This window comes from Mesorhizobium sp. B2-4-19, from assembly GCF_006441315.1.
In the GTDB taxonomy this organism is placed as follows: domain Bacteria; phylum Pseudomonadota; class Alphaproteobacteria; order Rhizobiales; family Rhizobiaceae; genus Mesorhizobium.
On record NZ_VFUV01000001.1, the window covers coordinates 536165 to 550492 of the forward strand.

General features: G+C 64.4%; 15 protein-coding genes. 8 read left to right on the top strand and 7 right to left on the bottom strand.

The genetic code is table 11. From position 1 onward, the window contains the following. The first annotated feature begins 24 nt into the window (after window positions 1–24). The 8 genes from FJ546_RS02545 to FJ546_RS02580 all read left to right on the top strand — a co-directional run bounded on the left by FJ546_RS02545 (window position 25) and on the right by FJ546_RS02580 (window position 8260). Window positions 25–792, top strand: a complete 768-nt coding sequence (locus tag FJ546_RS02545) for a FadR/GntR family transcriptional regulator (RefSeq protein ID WP_246686714.1) — start codon at window positions 25–27, stop codon at window positions 790–792. Next, window positions 789–2516: an IlvD/Edd family dehydratase gene (locus tag FJ546_RS02550; RefSeq protein ID WP_140887815.1), complete on the top strand. Its 1728-nt coding sequence runs from the start codon at window positions 789–791 to the stop codon at window positions 2514–2516. The genes FJ546_RS02545 and FJ546_RS02550 overlap by 4 nt, the downstream gene beginning before the upstream one ends. Before the next feature lie 11 nt (window positions 2517–2527). Then, the gene (locus FJ546_RS02555; RefSeq protein ID WP_140887817.1) at window positions 2528–3304 is read left to right on the top strand and encodes an SDR family oxidoreductase; all 777 of its coding nucleotides are present in this window, start codon (window positions 2528–2530) and stop codon (window positions 3302–3304) included. A gap of 32 nt (window positions 3305–3336) precedes the next feature. After that, window positions 3337–4335: an AraD1 family protein gene (gene araD1, locus FJ546_RS02560; RefSeq protein ID WP_140887819.1), complete on the top strand. Its 999-nt coding sequence runs from the start codon at window positions 3337–3339 to the stop codon at window positions 4333–4335. Between the two features lie 52 nt (window positions 4336–4387). Further along, window positions 4388–5413, top strand: coding sequence for an ABC transporter substrate-binding protein (locus tag FJ546_RS02565; protein ID WP_140887820.1), 1026 nt, complete (start codon window positions 4388–4390; stop codon window positions 5411–5413). A 77-nt stretch (window positions 5414–5490) separates the two neighbouring features. Next, the gene (locus FJ546_RS02570; RefSeq protein WP_140887822.1) at window positions 5491–6594 is read left to right on the top strand and encodes an ABC transporter ATP-binding protein; all 1104 of its coding nucleotides are present in this window, start codon (window positions 5491–5493) and stop codon (window positions 6592–6594) included. Then, the gene (locus tag FJ546_RS02575) at window positions 6591–7463 is read left to right on the top strand and encodes an ABC transporter permease (protein ID WP_140887824.1); all 873 of its coding nucleotides are present in this window, start codon (window positions 6591–6593) and stop codon (window positions 7461–7463) included. The genes FJ546_RS02570 and FJ546_RS02575 overlap by 4 nt, the downstream gene beginning before the upstream one ends. Further along, the gene (locus FJ546_RS02580; protein ID WP_140887825.1) at window positions 7460–8260 is read left to right on the top strand and encodes an ABC transporter permease; all 801 of its coding nucleotides are present in this window, start codon (window positions 7460–7462) and stop codon (window positions 8258–8260) included. Before FJ546_RS02575 ends, FJ546_RS02580 begins: the two co-directional genes overlap by 4 nt. Before the next feature lie 8 nt (window positions 8261–8268). On the opposite strand, the gene FJ546_RS02585 is transcribed toward FJ546_RS02580, so the two are convergent. From FJ546_RS02585 to FJ546_RS02615, 7 genes are all read right to left on the bottom strand, one after another. Next, complete coding sequence (locus FJ546_RS02585) at window positions 8269–9690, bottom strand: FAD-binding oxidoreductase (protein ID WP_140887827.1); 1422 nt, start codon at window positions 9688–9690, stop codon at window positions 8269–8271. A gap of 213 nt (window positions 9691–9903) precedes the next feature. After that, entirely contained in the window at window positions 9904–11163 is a 1260-nt protein-coding gene (locus tag FJ546_RS02590) for an ABC transporter substrate-binding protein (protein ID WP_140887828.1), read from the bottom strand. 48 nt (window positions 11164–11211) lie between these two features. Further along, window positions 11212–11643, bottom strand: a complete 432-nt coding sequence (locus FJ546_RS02595) for a DUF4440 domain-containing protein (protein ID WP_140887830.1) — start codon at window positions 11641–11643, stop codon at window positions 11212–11214. Beyond that, complete coding sequence (locus FJ546_RS02600) at window positions 11640–12695, bottom strand: aldo/keto reductase (RefSeq protein WP_140887831.1); 1056 nt, start codon at window positions 12693–12695, stop codon at window positions 11640–11642. Before FJ546_RS02600 ends, FJ546_RS02595 begins: the two co-directional genes overlap by 4 nt. Then, window positions 12692–13045: a TIGR04076 family protein gene (locus FJ546_RS02605; protein WP_140887833.1), complete on the bottom strand. Its 354-nt coding sequence runs from the start codon at window positions 13043–13045 to the stop codon at window positions 12692–12694. Before FJ546_RS02605 ends, FJ546_RS02600 begins: the two co-directional genes overlap by 4 nt. Before the next feature lies 1 nt (window position 13046). Then, window positions 13047–13535: a DUF3830 family protein gene (locus FJ546_RS02610; RefSeq protein ID WP_140887835.1), complete on the bottom strand. Its 489-nt coding sequence runs from the start codon at window positions 13533–13535 to the stop codon at window positions 13047–13049. Beyond that, on the bottom strand, window positions 13532–14266 hold the full coding sequence (locus FJ546_RS02615) for a GntR family transcriptional regulator (RefSeq protein ID WP_140887836.1): 735 nt from the start codon (window positions 14264–14266) through the stop codon (window positions 13532–13534). Before FJ546_RS02615 ends, FJ546_RS02610 begins: the two co-directional genes overlap by 4 nt. Window positions 14267–14328 lie beyond the last annotated feature (62 nt).

Sequence of the window (14328 nt, forward strand, 5' to 3'; positions counted from 1 at the left end):
ATGAAGAATAAGAAATCTTTTAGCATGGCACGGACGTCGCGGGTTGCCGTGGCGGTTTCCAGCGGCTCCACCGCATTGCACGCGACGGTCGTCGAGCAGATCGGCCTGCGCATCGTGCAGGGCGACTTCCTGCCCGGCGAGGCGCTGCCCAATGCCGACGATTCCAGCGAGATGCTGGGGGTCAGCCGCACGGTGCTGCGCGAGGCCATCAAGGTTCTGGCTGGCAAGGGGCTGGTCGAATCCCGGCCGAAGACCGGCACACGGGTGCGCCCACGCTCCGACTGGAATTTCCTTGATCCGGACGTGCTGTCATGGCGCTACGCCGGCGGTGTCAGCGCCGACGATGTGCGGGCGCTGTTCGAACTGCGCCGCGCCATCGAACCGATGTCGGCAGCACTTGCCGCCCAGCGCGCGACGCCGGCACAGATTGCCGAGATCCATGCGGCACTCGCCGAAATGGAAGCGATGAGCGACGATGGCGACCGCTTCGCCAAGCCCGATCTGGTGTTCCACCAGACCATCCTGCGCATGACCGGCAATGAGCTGATCGGCTCGCTGGCGGCACTGGTCGAAACGGCGCTGGTGATGAGCTTTCGCCTCTCCAACGACAATCCGGAAGGCCAGCGCCATTCCTTGCCGCTGCATCGCGAGGTGGCCGAGAAGATCGCCGCCGGCGACGCCGCCGGCGCGCAGAAGGCACTGCTGGTGCTCATCGACAATGCCGAGGACGACGTGCGCCGCAGCGTCGAGAACCGCAACAGACGCCGCCAGGATCGGGGCCAGCAATCGTGACCGAGACCAAACGCAAACTGCGGTCCGAAGCCTGGTTCGGCGGTGAAGGCAAGAACGCCTTCATGCACCGCAGCTGGATGAAGAACCAGGGCATCCCGGCCGACGCCTTCGACGGCCGCCCGGTGATCGGCATCTGCAACACATGGTCGGAACTGACGCCGTGCAATGCGCATCTGCGGGCGCTGGCCGATCACGTCAAACGCGGCGTCTACGAGGCCGGAGGCCTGCCGCTCGAGTTTCCTGTCATGTCACTGGGCGAAAGCAACATGCGCCCCACCGCCATGCTGTTTCGCAACCTGGTCAGCATGGATGTCGAGGAATCCATCCGCGGCAACCCCATCGACGGCGTCATCCTGCTGGTGGGCTGCGACAAGACCACGCCGGCGCTCTTGATGGGCGCCGCCTCTTGCAATTTGCCGACCATCACCGTTTCCGGCGGGCCGATGCTCAACGGCAAGTTCCGTGGGCAGGATATCGGCTCGGGTACCCATGTCTGGAAATTCGCCGAGGAAGTGAAGGCCGGCCGCATGCCGGTCGCCGACTTCCTCGCCGCAGAACAGGGCCAGAGCCGGTCGGCCGGCAGTTGCATGACCATGGGCACGGCCTCGACCATGGCCAGCATGGTGGAAGCGCTCGGCATCGGCATGCCGGACAATGCCGCGATCCCGGCCGTGGATTCGCGCCGTAGCGTGCTCGCCCAGATGGCCGGACGCCAGATCGTCGATCTGGTCCGCAGGGACGTGAAGATTTCGGACATTCTCACAAAGCAAGCGTTCGAGAACGCCATTCGCGTCAATGGCGCGATCGGCGGCTCGACCAATGCGGTGCTGCATCTGATCGCCATCGCCAACCGGGTCGGTGTCGATCTCAGCCTCGAAGACTGGGACCGCCTTGGCCGCGACGTTCCAACCATTGTCGACCTGATGCCGTCGGGCCGGTTCCTGATGGAAGATTTCTACTATGCCGGGGGGCTGGCTGCGGTCATGGCGTCGCTTGATGAAGTGGGGCTTCTTCATCGCGATGTCATGACCGTCAGCGACAAGACGATCGGCGCGTTGATCGACGGCGCGCCCAACTACAACCGCGAGGTTATCCGGCCGCTGAGCGAACCGTTGACCGAGCAAGGCGGCATCTCGATCCTGCGCGGCAATCTGGCGCCCAATGGCGCGGTCATCAAGCCGTCGGCGGCAACGCCGGAACTGATGCAGCACCGCGGCAAGGCGGTCGTGTTCGAGAACATCGAGCATTACTACGCCCGCATCGACGATCCGGAGCTGGATATCGACGCCTCCTCGGTGATGGTGCTGAAGAATTGCGGGCCGCGCGGCTATCCCGGCATGGCCGAGGTCGGCAACATGCCGCTGCCGGCGAAGCTGCTCAAGCAGGGCATCTCCGACATGGTGCGCATCTCGGATGCGCGCATGAGCGGCACCGCCTACGGCACGGTGGTGCTGCATGTCGCGCCGGAGGCCGCGGCCGGTGGCGCGCTGGCCTTGGTGCGCGACGGCGATCTCATCGAGCTCGATGTCGCCGGCCGCCGGCTTGAACTGCTGGTATCGGACGAGGAGTTGGCGATCCGCCGCCGCGACTGGAAGCCGCCGGCGCCGCCTGAAGGCGGCTATCAGAGCCTCTATGTCGAGCGCGTGCTGCAGGCCGACAAGGGCTGCGATTTCGACTTTCTCGTCGGCCGGCGCGATGCCGGCATCCCCCGGCATTCCCATTAGAGAGGCGCGCGATGACGGATGAAATCGGCTACGCCATCTACCCAAGCCTCAAGGGCCGCAGCGTTTTCATAACCGGCGGAGGCAGCGGCATCGGCGAAAGCCTGGTGCGCCACTTCTGCGCGCAACGCAGCCGCGTCGCCTTCGTCGATCTGGCGGAGGAGCCTTCCAGGCATCTGGTCGAGGCGATCGCGGCCGAAGGACACCCAGCGCCGCTGTTTATTCCGTGCGATCTGCGCGATGTCGAGCAGCTGCAGGCGGCAACCGCGCAGGCGATGCGGCACAATGGCCCGATCCAAGTGCTGTGCAACAATGCCGGCAACGATGATCGCCATCAGACCAAGGACGTGACGGTGGCCTATTGGGACGACCGCATGGCGGTCAATCTGCGCCACCAGTTCTTCGCCGCGCAGGCGGTGCGACCGCAGATGAGCGCGCAGGGGGGTGGCTCGATCATCAATTTCGGCTCCATCACCTGGATGGTCGGCGATCCCGATTGTCCGGCCTATGTCACCGCGAAAGCCGCCGTCTACGGCATGACGCGGGCGCTGGCCCGCGAACTCGGCCCCGAGCGCATCCGCGTCAACTGCATGGTGCCGGGCTGGGTGATGACCGAGCGCCAGATGCGCCTGTGGCTCAATCCGGCCGGTGAACGCCAGATCGCGGAAAGGCAATGCCTGCCCGACCGGCTGCAGCCCGCCGACATCGCGCGCATGGCGCTGTTCCTCGCCGCCGACGACAGCCGCATGTGTACGAGCCAGCAGTTCATCGTCGATGCGGGCTGGGTGTGACCGATACGGCTCCAAGGGAAGAAGGGTATTTCATGCGTCTTGTTCAGTACAGAATGCGGGATGGCAGCAGGCGGGTCGGCCGCGTCTCCGAAGACGGCAATCACCTGCACCCGCTCGACAAGACCGGCAGCGTGCTGGAGCTCGCCGAAGCGGCGATCGCCGAGGACATGTCCATCGCGTCGCTGGTCGAGAAGCGCACGAGCGCTGCAACGATCGATTACGACGAGCTGTTGCGCGATGGCCGCGTGCTGGCTCCCGTCGATCATCCGGAACCGGCGCGCTTTCTGGTTACCGGAACCGGCCTGACCCATACCGGAAGTGCCGCCGCGCGCAACCAGATGCATGTTCTGACCCATGGCGACGGTGCCGAGGAATCCGATTCCCTGAAAATCTTCCGCATGGGGCTGGAGGGCGGCAAGCCTGGCGCCGGCAAGATCGGCATCCAGCCCGAGTGGTTCTTCAAGGGCGTCGGCACCTGCGTTGTGCCGCCCGGCGCGCCGCTGCCGATGCCGGCATTCGCGAAAGCCGGCGCAGAGGAAGCCGAGATCGTCGGGCTTTATCTCAATGGGCCGGATGGCCATCCCTATCGCATCGGCTATGCGCTCGGAAACGAATATTCCGACCACGTGACGGAGGGCGAGAACTACCTGTACCTGGCGCATTCGAAGCTTCGCTCCTGTTCTATCGGGCCCGAGCTGCTGATCGGCGACCTGCCCGAAGAAGTCCGGGGCCATTCCCGCATCCTGCGCGACGGCACCGTCATCTGGGAACAGGAGTTCCTGTCGGGCGAGGCGCACATGTCGCATTCGATCGCCAATCTCGAGCACTTCCATTTCCGCTACCCGATGCACCGAAGGGCGGGCGACCTGCACGCCTATTTCTTCGGCGCGGCAGTGATGAGCTACGCCTCCGGCATCAAGACGGCTTCCGGCGACGAGTATGAAATCCAGGCACACGCATTCGGCAAGCCGCTGCGCAACCGGATGGTGTCGGTGCCGGACGAGGGGCTGGTCACCGTCACCCAGCTGTGACGGCAGAGGTCCTAAAATTACGGTCCACCAGAACGACAATGGGAGATTAAAAATGGGACTGAAGAAAGCGTTTCTAAAACTAGCGACAATCGGGCTCGGCATCGGCCTGATGACATCGGCGGCCTTGGCCGCGAACCTTCGGGTGTTGGCCTGGGACGGCTATGCCGACCCGGACTGGGTGAAGGATTTCACCGCGGCAACCGGCATTGGCGTCGATGTGGTCTTCATCGGCAGCGATGACGAGATCTGGGCCAAGATCAAGGGCAGCGAAGGCCAGGATTTCGATGTCTTTGCCGTCAACACCGCCCAGTTGCAGCGCTACATCAAGGCGGACCTGGTGTCGCCGATCGACATCACCAAGCTGCCCAACCAGAAGGAAGTGCTGCCGCGCTTTCGCGATCTGTCCCAGGTCAGCGGCGACACCAAGGACGGCAAGGTGTTCGGCATCCCGTTCTGCTTCGATTCCATCGGGCTGATCTACGACACCGACAACGTCAAGCCGGCACCGACCTCGATGTCGGTGCTGTGGGATCCGGCCTACAAGGGCAAGGTCCTGGCCTACGACAATGGCGAGCACAATTTCTCGTTCACCGCGCTGACGCTCGGCTACAAGGATCCGTTCAATCTCAATGCGGAGCAGATGGCGGCGGTCAAGGCCAAGCTGGTCGAGCTCAAGCGCAATGTGCTGAGCTTCTACACCACCGCCGACGAGGCGCAGCAGATCTACCAGAACAATGACGTTGCCCTGATCTGGGCCAATTACGGCCAGCAGCAGGTCAAGGCGCTGCAGAAGATCGGCGCCCATGTCGCCTACATCAATCCGAGTGAAGGCGCTCTGGCCTGGCTCGACAATTGGGTGATCTCCAAGGGCGTACGCGACAATGCGGCGGCCGAGAAATGGATCGACTTCATGCTGACGAAGAAGGTCAGCGGCGAGCTTTCCGAGCGCACCGGTTTCGGCAACACCGTGGTCGAGTCGAGCAGCGCCGGCAGCAACGACAAGCTGGTCTGGCTGAACAATGTCGAGGACCCGCTGAAGCGGTCGGACATGTGGAACGAGATCAAGGCGACGCCCTGATCCTTTCCACAGCCCCACCCAGAATGACCCGGCGGTCCGGACGTTCCGGACCGCCGCAGCGTATGCGAGACTGTACAATGAACCAGAACACCGACCTGCTGACGCTGCGGTCCGTTTCAAAATCCTACGGCACGGTTCCCGTTCTGCACGACATCGACCTGTCTATCCGGGATGGCGAGTTCCTGACCGTTCTTGGACCGTCGGGCTCGGGCAAGACAACGGTCCTGCGGCTGATCGGCGGGCTGGAGCCGCTGACCGCGGGTGAGATCCGCCTCGACGGCCGGGACATCAGCCGCATGCCGATCAACAAGCGACCGTTCAACACCGTGTTCCAGGACTACGCGCTGTTCCCGCATATGACCGTTTCCGGCAATGTGGGCTATGGTCTCTCGGTCCGCCATGTCCAGCGCAAGGAGATCGCGCGCCGTGTCGCGGAAGCCCTCGAGCTGGTGCAGCTCGGACGTTTCGCCGACCGCTTTCCGGCACAGCTTTCCGGCGGCCAGCGCCAGCGCGTCGCGCTCGCCCGGGCGCTGATCTGCCAGCCGCGCCTGATCCTGCTCGACGAGCCGCTCGCCGCGCTCGACCTCGAACTGCGCCGACAGATGCAGGAGTTCCTGAAATCCATCCAGCGCGAGATCAAGACCACCTTCCTTTTCGTCACGCATGACCAGGAAGAAGCGATCGGCATGGCCGACCGGATCTGCGTCATGCAGGCCGGCCATATCCGCCAGCTCGGCACGCCGCACGAGCTTTACTACAAGCCGAATTGCGAGTTCGTGGCGCGCTTCTTCGGCGAGAACAATCTGGTGGCCGGAAAGCTCGGCCCCGTCCAGGGCGAGCAGCGGCCGATCGAGACCGCACTTGGGCGGCTGATCTGTTCGATCAGCGACCAGCCGCATCTGAAGGCCGCACCAGACGGCGCCGGCGCCTTCGCGGCGTTCCGACCCGAGGCCTTGCATCTCGCGGACGCCACGGACGCCGACAACCGCTTTTCCGGCACCATCGCCGATCTGGCCTTTGCCGGCTCGTCCACCGTCGCCACCATCACGGCGGGCGCGGAGACTGCCGCGCAGCGGCTGCGGCTGCGAACCCCAAGCCGGATCGACGGCAGCGCGCTGAGATCCGGCGAGACGGTTTCGCTTTCGTTTGCGCCGCATGAAGGCCATCTGGTGCTGGCATGAGCGCGGCCGTCACGACACAGCCCGCGGCAAGGCGTTTGTCGCTGCTGGTGACCGTGCTGGCTTTCGCTCTGCCGGTGATCTTCGTCCTGGTGCCGCTGGCGATCTTCCTGGTCTATAGTTTCTTCAGCGTCGACCAGGGCACGATCGTCTACGCGCCGACGCTCGGCAACTATGTCAGGTTCTTTACCGACCCGATCTTCCTGCCGGTGTTCTGGAACACCATCGTGCTGTGCGTGTCGGTGGCCGTCATCTGCATCCTGCTCGCCTATCCCGCCGCCTATTTCCTGACGACGCTGAGAGGGCGGTGGCGCTATGCCCTGCTGATGCTGCTTCTGGTGCCGCTGCTGATGAGCTACGTCATCAAGATCTACGCGATCCGCAGCATCCTCGGTCTCAACGGCTTTCTCAACAAGGCGTTGGTGGCAATCGGCATCCTGCAGCAGCCGTCGACGCTTTTCGTGTTCAACATGAACGCCATCCTGTTGACGCTGAGCCTGCTTTTGATCCCCTTCGCGATCCTGCCGATCTTCCTGTCGCTGGAGCGGATACCACAGACCTTGCTGCGTGCTTCCGACGATCTTGGCGCGAGCGGCTTGCAGACGTTCCTGCGCATCACCTTGCCGCTCAGCCTGCCCGGCGTCGCGTCGGCGGCGAGCTTCGTCTTCGTGCTGGCGATCGGCGATTTCCTGACGCCGCAGATGGTCGGCGGGATCAGCGGCTTCACTTTCGGCCGCATCCTCTACAGCCAGTTCGGCACGGCCTACAACTGGCCCTTCGGCGCCGCACTGTCGGTGGCGCTGGCGATCGTGGTGATCTGCGCAATCCTCATCGGCGAGCGGTTCGGGCGCAGCAGGGGGACGTCGGTATGAACGCCCTGCCCCGCCCCTCCACCATCTTCCTGGCCGCGATCACAACGCTGGTCGCGATGCTGCTCTACAGCCCGCTATTCGTGCCAATCGTGTCGTCGTTCTTCTCCGTCTCGCACGGCGATGTCGACTGGTCGTCACCCACCCTCTCGACCTATCGGGCCCTGGCCGGGAACCACGACATCCTGGCTGCCTTGCGCACCACGCTGATCGTCGGCTTGTGCACCGTCGTGCTCTCGGTGGTCAGCGGAACGCTGCTGGCGCTCTATTATCACGGCCGTCGCTCGGGGCGCTCGATCCTGCAGTTCATCATCTTCCTGCCGTTCCTGATGCCGCCGATCATCAGCGGCTTGGCGCTGCTGATCTTCTTCCGCGAGATCGGCCTCGAACGTTCGCTGCTGACGGTCGTCATCGGCCATACGGTCTTCGTGCTGGCGATCGTCTATCGCACCGTGCTGATGCGGCTGCAGTCGATGAGCCGCACGCTGGTCGAAGCGTCCTACGATCTCGGCGCCACCGGCTGGCAGACCTTCTGGCGCATCATCCTGCCGAACCTGTCGAGCGCCATGGTCGGCGGCGCCATCCTGGCCTTCGCGCTGTCGTTCGACGAAACCATGATCACCATCCTGGTCACCGGCACGCAAAGCACGTTGCCGGTCAGGCTGTGGGCGATGATGCGGCTTGGCTTCTCGCCCGACATCAATGCGCTGGTCGCGCTGATCCTGATGTTCACGGTGCTGCTCTGCGTGCTCGCCGCCCGTTTCCTGATCCCCAGGCAGATGGCGACGGAGCGGAGCTGAGCGCCGGCTTACAGGGCGATGCTTGTCGTCGGGGGAACGGCGGTTGGATCTAGGTCGAACACACGCCCCCGATTGAGGATGTTCTTCGGGTCGAGCGCCTTCTTCATCCGCCGCATCGTGGCGATTTCGGCGTCGCTGCGCACCAGATGCAGCCACTGTTTCTTGTCGAGGCCGATGCCATGTTCGGCCGAAACGCCACCTCCCGCCGCCGCCACACCGCGATAGACGATGCCGTAGGCGGCCGCCGGCTCCGCCGTCAGCACTTGGTAGTGCAGATTGCCGTCGCCGAGATGACCGAAGACATAGATGTCGGCGCTGGGATCGACGGTATGGATGGCCGCGTCGGCTTCGTGCAGGAACGCGCCCATGCGCGCCAGCGGGATGCTGATGTCCACGCCGATCAGTCCTTTGATCGAAAACAGCACGCGATTGGCGTCCTCCCGCACGTCCCACAGCGCCCGGAATTCGCGCGGCGACTGCGAGACGACGACATCGTCGACCACGCCGTCCTCGACCGCCTGCATCAGGACCTCGGCGAAGCGCTCGCCGTCGCGCTCGGGCTCGCTGCCCTGGATTTCGGCCAGCACATAGACAGGTGAGCCCACAGGCAACGGCGCCGGCATGGCCATGCTGGCGGCCATGACGTCATAGAGCGGTGCGAAATTCACCTCATAGGCAGACAATAACGGGCCGAGCCTTTGCCGCAGCAGCCCGAGCAAGGCGATCGCCGCATCGAGCGAAGCGAGCGCGCAGAAGGCGTTCACCTCGGACGCCGGCTTCGGGTGCAGCCGGAGCGCGGCGCGGGTGACGACGCCGAGCGTCCCTTCCGCACCGATGAAGAGCTGGCCGAGGTCGTAGCCGGAATTGTCCTTGGGCAGGCCCTTGAGCGAGGACAGCACGCTGCCATCGGCCAGCACGGCCTCCAGCCCAAGCACCTGCGCGCGGTACATGCCATAACGCAGCACGCGGATGCCGCCGGCATTGGTGGCGATGTTGCCGCCGACCGTGGCCGAGCCGCGCGCGCCGATATCGACGCCGAACATCAGCCCGGCGCCGTCGGCGGCCTCCTGCACCGCCTGCAGCGTCGCGCCCGCTTCGGCGACGATGCTGGCGGCTTGAGCGTCCGGCGCGGTGAGGCCGCTCATGCGTTCCAGCGACAGCACGATCTCGCCGGGCTGGACACGCGTGCCGCCAGCCAGCCCGGTGCGTCCGCCCTGGACGACGACCGGCTGGCCGACAGCGTTGCAGCCAGCGAGCGCTGCCGCGACACCGACGGTATCGCGTGGACGCAGCACGACTTCGGGCAGCACGCCAAGCTTGCCGTCGGGATCGTCGCGATAGCGCTGGTCGACATCGGCGCCGGCGAGCACGCCGCCCGCACCCAGCCGATCACCAAGGGCGGACAACAGCTGTTGCGTTTCGGGCGGCATCGGACTCAGGCGCCGGCGTGGCGAAGCGCGTCGTCTGCGTCCCGCGACCGGATGGGCCGATGAGTATTTCCGTCCGACACGCTCGCCATCCTTCAACTGCAGCAGGCCGATCCTATTCGGGATCGCCTGCCGTGCAAGCGATATCGCCTGTCCTGAACGACACCGGCATCAATCACGGTAAGACGCGATTGATGCCGACAGCACTGTGTCTGCCTACTGAAGCTTGGCCTGCAGCGCGTTGACGTCGTCGGTGGTCATTTCGCCGTCGGTGGTCACCTTGCCGTCGATGATCTTCCACAGCCGGAACGGACCGGTGATGTCGCCGAATTTGTCGAAGGCGACCGGACCGATGACGCCTTCGTAGCGGATCGGCTTGCCGTCCTTGATCAGGCCGAGCGCCTTGGCGAACTCCTCCTTGCCGGCGAAGATCGGCGTGCCAGCCGGATCGACCGCCTTGTACATGGCGTCCTTGATCTTGGCCGGATCCTCGGAGCCGGCAATGGCGATGGCCAGCCCGACAATGGCGCCGGCATCATAGGAACGATCGGCCGCCGGGTTGGAGGGTTCGATGCCGGAGAATGCCTTGTAATTCTTGGTGAAGTACTCGGTCGATGCGGTCGGGCTGGTTCCCGACGACGTGCCGTAGGCGTCCTTCAGATAATCGGCGCCGACGGACTCGATGAAATCAGGGCTGTTCATGCCGTCATTGAGCAAGAATTTCTGCACTCCGCCTTGCGAAATCCAGGTGCGGGCAACGGTGGCGCCGTCGACCGGCGTGCTGACCAGATAGAGGCCGTCCGGCTCGCCCGCCATCGCCGCAGTCACCTCCGAGGCATAGCTCGACTGCTTCTCGTTGTAGGGCGTGTCGGAGACGATGGTGCCGCCGAGTGCTTTGTACGCGCGCGCGAATTCGGCCACCATGTTGACGCCGAAATCGTTGTTGACGTGGATGATCGACAGTTTCTTGAAGCCCTTGTCGATGGCGTATTTGGCGGCAGCCACGCCTTGCAGCGCATCGGACGTGATGGTGCGGAAGAAGATGCCGTTGGTCTTGCCGTCGCGGCCGAGCGCCGTCAGCGTCGGCGAGGACGACGCCGGCGAGACCTGGACGATCTTGGCAGGTGCGGTGACAGAGGTCAGGATCGGGATCGACACCGACGAGATGATGCCGCCGATGATGACTGGCACCTTCTTGACCTGCACCAGCTGGGTCGCGGCGTCGACGGCGATGTTGCCCTGGCTCTGGCTGTCGCGCGTATCGGTCACCAGATCGCAGCCGCGCACGCCGCCGGCTTCGTTGATGTCGCGAAAAGCCATTTCGACCGACTTGGCGCCGGCCTGGCCGTATTCGCCGGCCGGACCGGTCAGTTCCATGACGAGGCCGACGGTGATCTTGCAATCTGCGGCCTGCGCGGCGCCCGCCATGGTGACGAGAGCAAGCGCGGTGGTGAGTTGGAGTATCGTCTTTCTCATTGTTGTTCCCCTTTCGTTACTCGACACTAATTGATCTCTGGAACCTGTTCAGCGTTCCGGCACCTGCAGCCAGGTTTCATGCAGGTGTCGCCATTCGACGCCGTTGGGCGCCGATGAATTGGTGGTGAAGACAGCGCTCGACTGACGGCGGCTGTGCTTGCCGCCGCGCAACTGCGCCTCGACGTAAAGGATGACGATGGAGTCCTCGGTTTGCCAACCGGGCCTGATATCCTCGATCGAAATTGCAAACCCGTCGTCGCACGTGGCGCGGCTTGAGCGGACATGATCAATCACAGTGTCACGGTCGAGGATCTGGCCGCTCGGTGCGATCATGGTCAAGCCTTCGCCCATGACGTCTTCGAAGCGCGAGAAATCCACCGTGTCCGCACGCGCGGCGACGAACCAATCGACGAAGAAGCGATGCAGGCCGACGACCTCGGCGCTGGCCCGCGAAAACAGCGTCGAGTTGCTGGCGCTCATGTGCGGCCTGCGTTCAAATTGTAGTGCATGATCGAGCCGTGGCGGCCGTGACGGTCGCGCTCCAGCGTGTAGACGTCGCCAAGGGGACCTTGGCCTTGCGCGGTCACAGCCGCGATCTTCGCCCGGTCATCGGCGTCGAGCGCGACGTCCATGATGCCAGCATTGGCGAGCGCATGCGCCTGATTGCGGGCGCCGACGATGACGGCGGCGACTCGCGGCTGTTCCAGCACCCAGGCGCTGGCGATGGTGGCGATGTCGACGCCGTGGCGGTCGCCGACGGCCTTTAATGCCTGGAGCAGCTGCTGGAACAGGTCCCAGCCGCCGAAATCGTCGATGATCAGCTTGTATTTGACCAGCGATCGGTTTTCGAGCGGCGTGATGGGTTCGGCGACCCCAAGCCATTTGTCGCTGAGGAAGCCGCCGGCCACCGAACCATAGCAGAGGAAGCTGACGCCGTTTGTCTTCGCAAGGGCTGCGAGATTGTGCGCAGGCCGCTGATCGAGCACCGAATATTGCAGTTGCTGGCTGACCAGCGGAATGCCGGCGGCGAGGATTTCGGCCAGCCGCGGCGTGTCGAAATTGGTGGTGCCGAGATTGCGCACCTTGCCCTCGCGCCGAAGCTCGTCGAGCCAGCCCATCGCCTCGACATAGCGAGGCTGGTCATAGTCCCACCAGTGAAACTGGACGAGATCGAGCCGCTCGGTCTTCAGCCTGCGCAGCGACTGCTCGACGATGCCCCTGATATAGTCGCGGCTGATCGTGGCCAGCCGTTCCAGGTCGGGCACCAGCTTGGTATGCACCTTCATTCTTGCTGCAACGTCGAGGCCGCGCTCGCCGGCCAGCCGCAGGCGCGCGGCGCCGATCAGTTCCTCGACGCCGGTGTAGATATCGGCGCAATCATAGGTCCAGATGCCGGCATCGAAAGTGGCGATCAGATCGGTCACCGCCTGGTTGCGGTCGATGGCGCCATGGCCGCCGGCAAGCTGCCAGCCGCCGCGAATGACACGCGAGATGGTGTAGCCGGGGCCGAGTTCGAAAGTCTTGGCGGTCATCCCTTGTCATTCTCCTTCGGCAGCGGCACGGCCGTCGTCTCGGCATGGCTGAACCGCCGTTTGCCGGTCCTGACGATCCTGAGCCGGCTGGCGCAATTGGGATCGGGACAGGCGATCTCGGCGTCCGATGTCATCCAGTCATTGGCGTCGGTCGGGCGCTGCTTTGCCGCCAGCAGCGGCAGCACGGCGGCGAGCGAATAGATCGAAAAGCCCTGTCCCGCCGGCAGGGACAGCATCTCGCCCTTGAGTTCGAAATAATCCCCCGCCTTGGCGCCGCAATAGACCGGCTTGCCCTCGGGGATGACCGCCTCGACGCGAAGGTCGAAGAGCTCGAAACTGTCGTCGGCCATGTCAGGCCTCCACCAGGCTGAAGGTGACGTCGCAGGCGCCGTTGCGGCGGATGACGCCACAGGCGGCGGCGAATTGGTCGCGCTCTTCAGCGCGTACCTGCGCCACCACGCTGCCGGCCAGCCAGCCGATCGGGAAAAGAAGCCGCGCGCCCTGTCCGTAGTAGAGGCCGATGTCGAAAATGGCATTGGGGTTGCCGCCCCACATGCGCGGCGGCACGTAGGACAGCACGATGTCGCCGGGCTGCGGCGTCAGCGTCGCGTTCTCCGCCGGCAAGGGCCTGGCATAGGCCTGGCCATCGAGATCAGCTGATGGAATCGGGCAGGAGATTTCCGGTCCCGTCCACATCGCATGGATACCGGGGACGACACGTGGCGTGGCGAGGTACGCCTGGAGAAAGGCAGCGTTTTCCAGCGCCTTTTCGGGCAGCAGCAGCGCCGTCACGGAAAGCTTCGAACGCGGTTCGGTGATCCTGATGGCTGGTTTGTTCATGTCTGGTCTTTCGTGGCGACGGATTGCAGCTTGTCGCGCAGGAAGGCAAAGGGCCGGCTGATATCGGCCACCAGCGCCTCGCGCGCCGCTGGCGCATCCTGCTTGGCGAGCGCCGCGACGATGCGGCGGTGATAGTGCGCGGTGTCGACCTCGCCGGCGTCGGAAAAGGCATAGATGGCAACGCGGATGCAGGGTCCCGATTGCAGCCACAGGCTTTCGATCATCGGGATCAGCACGGCCGAGCCGCAGCAGCGGTAGATCTCGAAATGGAAGCTCTGGTTGAGCGTCGCTTCGCGGTCGATATCCTTCTTGTGCTTCAGGGCCCGCATCTCGTCCCACTCGCCGAGCATGGCTTCAATCGAAGCGATCTGGCGCGGGTTCATGCGCGTGGCGGCAAGCGCGATCGCCTCGCCTTCGATGAGTGAACGGGCGCGCAGAAGATCGTCGATACGCTCCAGCGTGATCGGTGGCACGCGCACCGAGCGGTTGGGCAGCGCTTCCAGCGCCTTTTCCGTGATCAGTCGGCCGAGCGCTTCGCGCACCGGCATGGTCGAGGTGACCAGCGCATCGGCAAGGCCGCGGATGGTCAGTACCTGGTTCGGCTCGAACAGGCCGCCGATCAAAGCGCGGCGCAATTCGGAATAGACGCGATCCTGCACGGTCTCGCGGCCGACCGGCGTAAGCTGGGCTGCGATTGTTTCGTTGGTTCGCTCGATGGCAGCCTTCTGCATTCCCGGCTTTTGCCCCGTTTTCGGCTTGCGGATGAAATTAAAGCCGAATAGCGTGATCAAAG